The organism is Photorhabdus sp. CRCIA-P01, assembly GCF_003545805.1.
Taxonomy (GTDB): domain Bacteria; phylum Pseudomonadota; class Gammaproteobacteria; order Enterobacterales; family Enterobacteriaceae; genus Photorhabdus; species Photorhabdus antumapuensis.
The window spans coordinates 1-4,551 of sequence record NZ_NMQR01000103.1 but is presented as its reverse complement, the minus strand read 5'-3'; the positions used below and the strand labels follow the sequence as shown (position 1 = coordinate 4,551).

Annotated in this window: 4 protein-coding genes; all 4 read right to left on the bottom strand. The window is 46.4% G+C overall.

Annotation, left to right across the window (positions count from 1 at the left end):
* Positions 1-482, bottom strand: a 482-nt coding sequence (locus tag D3222_RS23565; RefSeq protein WP_255417067.1) for a contractile injection system protein, VgrG/Pvc8 family, incomplete at its 3' end; no start/stop codon positions are given.
* Between the two features lie 852 nt (positions 483-1,334).
* Positions 1,335-2,411, bottom strand: a complete 1,077-nt coding sequence (locus tag D3222_RS23560) for a T6SS immunity protein Tli4 family protein (RefSeq protein ID WP_118988246.1) — start codon at positions 2,409-2,411, stop codon at positions 1,335-1,337.
* Positions 2,404-4,011, bottom strand: a complete 1,608-nt coding sequence (locus D3222_RS23555) for an esterase/lipase family protein (RefSeq protein WP_118988245.1) — start codon at positions 4,009-4,011, stop codon at positions 2,404-2,406. The genes D3222_RS23560 and D3222_RS23555 overlap by 8 nt, the downstream gene beginning before the upstream one ends.
* 3 nt (positions 4,012-4,014) lie before the next feature.
* Positions 4,015-4,551: DUF2345 domain-containing protein (locus tag D3222_RS23550; RefSeq protein ID WP_157975427.1), on the bottom strand; the 537-nt coding region annotated here is incomplete at its 5' end.

The following is a 4,551-nucleotide window of genomic DNA, read 5'->3' as shown; positions in this document are numbered from 1 at the left end:
GGGTACGCCAGGGTGAATAAGAAATCCTGCCCGCGAAAACCGTGCCGTTCACGCAGGATTTTTTCCACGATTTCCGGCACCGACATCTTCTGATAAATCGCGGACTGGCGGCTTCTCGACAACAGGGCCAGCCGGGGTTCCAGGGTGACTTCATAACGGCTTTCGTCATGCGAGGTGGACAACAGCTTAAATCCGCTAATCACCCCGTAGATCGTGCGCAACGGGGCGGGCGGTATCACCGGCATGCCCCGCATCCCCGGATTAATCGCCGGCGACGTCAGGGTAAACGCGGCGTCCCGTATGAGCATCCGCGCCGGTTCGATATCCTTCACCGGGCTGGTGAATTCAACGGCGTAACGAAAAGGCCGGCTTAAAAACTCCTGCCCGCTAAACGCCACGACATCCAGCGGCGCGGTATTCTTGCGCACGTTCAGTTTGTAGCGGCTGTGATCAAAGATGATCGCCGGTGTTGCGTTGTTCATGTTTTCTCCCAATTGTCGCGCGATCACGTGAGGTACTCCACCGCCCATAGCTGTAAACCATCCCATAAGGTCATGATTTTTCGTTGTTGTGAGTGTTGTGGAGGGGTGTAAAAATCCCCCACCCATCCGCTCGGTATCAAACAGATTTAAAAAATCGGCGCACGATATCGGTCGCCAGTCATTATTAATAGTCTGGCAAACAACCCATTTCGCTATTTCTCTCCCAGAGGTTTATCTGGAAAACATAAAGCATGCAGGCCGTGTAAATCCACGCAACAAATGCTTTGATTAACCACAGAGCAATTTTTTAATAAAATGATCCTCTTAATGGGAGCTAATAGAAATCAAGTCTTTTTTTATCAAAAAGCACAATATGCTTTATGCAAAAAACAGATTACCCTCGATATCAATAGCGCCCCGTAATATATAAATTAAACCTAAACAATGTAACTGAAATTCTAAAAATTGGTTGATTTTATTTTTATAGAATAAAGAAGTTGGATTTCTCAATTATCTTCTTTCCATCGACCCATGATATCGGCATAATATTTTCATTATCATTCAATCCATTACATAAACTATCTTCCCCAGGTGTTTAACCCATTCAATAAAACACGCCATAAATTAAAGATAAAAATAATTATTCTCATTTATGTTCCGTAAATGAGAATAGATATAATTATGCCGAAAAACTGCACAAACATATTCTTCCCTGCCATCGAATAAGTGTAAAACGGAAAGAATAAGACAATTCATATTAATAGGAATATGAGTAATGATATCTATTCATATCGTGCCAATAGATATTTCCGTCATATTCGCTCTTGATCATCAAATGATAAAGATAGCAAGTTAAAAAGCACCCGGCCTGACTCTGACGGTCTGACTAATTGCATCCCAAAATGCCACTATTTCATTTTGGGTATAAACTGTCGGTGTCTCTTCATTATTGACCACCGTCAAATCAAATACCGGTGTTTTTCTTCCGCCAGTTTTCTCATTAGTCAGTAATGTAAACTGATAACGCGGATCATCACTATTCGGCTGTAATCCCACGGCCAATAATTCCTCGGTCTCCAGCCCATTAATTTTCCGCACCCCTTTACGGAAAACTTTCCCCCGAAATAGCATTGCTTCAATGACACCCAGGCGTTCCAGCATACTGTCTTTTTCCCGGATATAGTTATTCGTCTGAATTCTCACATTCAAATAATTATCCGGGTTCGTTTTATACAATAAGCCGATATCTTCTTTATCCCTTTGATTATCGGTAATAAACGCATGGGAAATACAACTTCCCGCCGTCGTCGGAATTTCCGTTTCTGCACGTCCCCGTATACGGGATAATAAATCCCTCAATTCTGCCAGTTTCTCCGGTACTGTATTGGTATAAACTCTGGGAGCAATTTGTCGATCTTTGTCATAGCGTGCCGCAGAACCATTTTTCGCTTCCATTTCCACTTTAATCGCCACGCCATTGCTGTACAGGTGAGCTTCCAATACCCGGACGACATCCGGGACACTTTGATTTTGCATACGCTCGAAAATAATCCCTTTCATCCCCTGAGGAACAGAATAAATATTTTTTAAATAAGGCATATCAACGGGATATGACGTTGTCATCTGCCGTAATACCTGCTCCCGTAATTGGATACGCTGTTCAAAAGCAGGTGGATAGAGCCGCTGAGTTTCTATCCGATTATCGTTCACCCGTGATACATTCACGGTATCGTTATAGTTTGCAGGCAGATCAACCAGATACCGACCGATACAACGGGTTTGTAAGTTTGCTAATAATTTATCCACAGCTAATTGTTCCTTCTGATTTAACACCGTATGAGAAGGATAAGGCTGTAACCGGTGCCACAGCCCGTAAGACACCAGCACCAGCAGGCTGGCCGCAATAACGAGTACTTTTTTTCTATTCATCAGGATAGGCCAGGGAAGTCTGGTTAATCAATTGTGCTATTTTGACAATCGCTCGCAGGGTAAAAAAACGCGTTTTGTCGGTATTATAGGCCCCTTCATGATCAACCTCCACCCCCAATATTGAACGCAGACCGCTGGCGGTAAACTTCCCGCCCTGAACGGGTACGGTGCCGTCCCCCGGTTCTTGTGGATCCGCAACCGCAAAAGTCTGTATCAGAGAATAGTCACTGCCGGGTTTTATCGGATAACTTACACTGCGCATATCTGAGACCTCCGCATTAACTGGGTCAAATATCGGGCTATTAAATGCCCGTTCAGGATCACTTTGCCGATTAAAATAATCTTGACGTGCTACCCAGCGCACAGTGCCATAAGAGAGGTGTTTAGTGCTGTTACCATAAAAAGCATAGGTATTGCTGTGGTAACGGTCGTTTAACCCTTCGATAAAAGGCCGGACTTTTGTCGACAGCGTATCATGATATTTATCCCAATCGGCCTGCATGACCGCCCGGTTTTTTGCCTTATTTTCCGGATTAATTAAACGTTCTTCGCATAATCCCCACCACTTATCGCGCTGCAAATAAATTTCTTCATAAGGGTCACGCGCCGGTAAGCTATGGCGTGTCTTTCCATCATCAATCTTCAACCACCACTTGCCGTATCTCAGGCCGGGTAAGAGCTGGAGCGGTCCCGGTGACTGCGCCATCACGGCAGTAAACTGAGCGCCATCTTTACCCATCACGAACCCCGCTAAGCTACCTTCACCCGTTTTCATCCGCTTATAGGCCGTCGGCGCACCAAATGTCGGCATCACCCCATGCACAATCCCCAGGATCCTGTCCCGTCCCCCCAATATTTCTGAATAGTGACGGGCCACCAGTCCCCCCATTGAATGCGTGACCAGTATCACCTTCTCACACGGCTGACCCCGCCGTTTATAGCCCGCCACTGTTTGGTCAATACAGTCCACCAACCGGTTTGCTGACGCCACATTAGACTGAAGCCAGTTATACCCCATCACATGAACCGGAAACTGATATTGATAACTTAGCTTAATTTCACCCCGTGTCAGTCCGGCTTCCCCTGCCTCAGCCTGTAAATCCATAAGCTCCAGTTGCTGACGCAATGTCTGCTTCCCCGTCTTATTCAACCGGTTGTGCAATAACTCATCCTGGTCATCCAGCGCCGCCTGAAGCCAGGGCAAAAATTTGCCGTAACTGATATAAGCTACCTCCCCCCAGCCCCGCTCTTTCCGTGAAGGAAATTTGGGACCTTCTTTATCATTGTCATCTACCCGGCCTTGCGAATCGACGAAGGTATTCTCCGGATCAAGTAACTTTTTCCGCTCTTCCGCACCCTTAAAAGCCCACACCAAGGCACTCCAGTTACTATCTAAACGCCAAACCGATATTCCATTTTGATCCTGCAAATTACTCCCCATCACCCCCGGCAGAAAAATCACCGGGATAACCCGGTTTGGCACCTTATAGCAAATTGCCGTCAGGTTCTTTTCACTAGGCGCATTAACTAACGGGTAATACAACCTGCCATGTTTGTCATAGACCGGGGTAACAACCACTTTTTCTGATGAATCGGTCATCAATCACTCCTTATCTTCTTTTAAATAGAACTTCATGGCTTCCACACCCAATTGCTGCTGTTTGGCCGTTTCACCCCCTGAGCCTGTTGTTAAGAATTGCTGACTCTTATCCTGATTGTGCAACAGTCCGCTTTGGTTATTCACTGATGAATCATCAAAAACCCAGAGTACCTGCGGTGTTATAGAGAAATCCGTTGTCTCACGCTGGGAAGCCATCTGATTAAAACTCTGTCCACCGAATTTCTGCCACACCGCGCCCCGCTGGATAATGTGATCCGGCGCGCCACTTTCCACCTGACCCTTGCCAATACGGATATAACCGCCCCCACAGGCCAGCAGGATCTCTTCCTTAGCACTGATAATCACTTTGCCCTCATGGCTACTCACCGTGATATCTTTCAGCGCTTCCAGTCCCATCGCATCACCCTGCGCCTGAATTTCTACCCGCCCTTTACTGGCAAACAGTTTGATCCCCAGCTTTTCCGCAAACAGGCTGATCATCCCTCCGGCTGCCACCGTGAATTTTTTCAGCACGCTGAA

Bases quoted from the DNA above. Each gene is read 5' to 3' on its own strand.
- D3222_RS23555 (WP_118988245.1), bottom strand. From the start codon at position 4,011: ATGACCGATTCATCAGAAAAAGTGGTTGTTACCCCGGTCTATGACAAA.
- D3222_RS23560 (WP_118988246.1), bottom strand. From the start codon at position 2,411: ATGAATAGAAAAAAAGTACTCGTTATTGCGGCCAGCCTGCTGGTGCTG.